This window comes from Photorhabdus viridis, assembly GCF_040256935.1.
GTDB classification, from domain to species: Bacteria; Pseudomonadota; Gammaproteobacteria; order Enterobacterales; family Enterobacteriaceae; genus Photorhabdus; species Photorhabdus viridis.
In genome coordinates this window covers 1-394 of record NZ_JBEJZY010000297.1, presented here as the reverse complement: position 1 = coordinate 394, position 394 = coordinate 1, and the positions used below count along the sequence as shown (strand labels likewise).

Genomic DNA, 394 nt, shown 5'->3' with positions numbered 1-394 from the left:
CGTCGCTGCGGCGCTGATTGTACTGGTGAAAATTTTAGCTGCCGCTGCCGCAGTCAGTGCCGCAGCATTAGCTGCCATCCTGACTATATTGGCGGGTGTAACATTCGCCACTGCCTCATAATTCACGGAGAAAATGATGGAAACTGTAGATTACTTTGCCCAACTGAGATCAAAATTGACCGCTTTTCTTTTTATCAATGGCGATGAGCTGACCATTTCCCGCCTGGGTCTTTCAATTACCCTGTTTTTTAAACAGGGCTACACGCTGGAGAAAAAGCAACGTATTCTGGCCTGTTATCGTCGTTTTCGCGAAGAATTTGGCACTCAGCTGTGTTTTCATCGTCATGAGCTGAAAGGGTTAAAAAAATATTCACCGGAAAATATTGCCAAAGTG

Annotated in this window: 1 pseudogene; it reads left to right on the top strand. The window is 45.4% G+C overall.

The features are described from left to right. Positions 1–136: 136 nt before the first annotated feature. Positions 137–394, top strand: a pseudogene (locus ABR397_RS23445) (hypothetical protein); the annotation flags it as partial.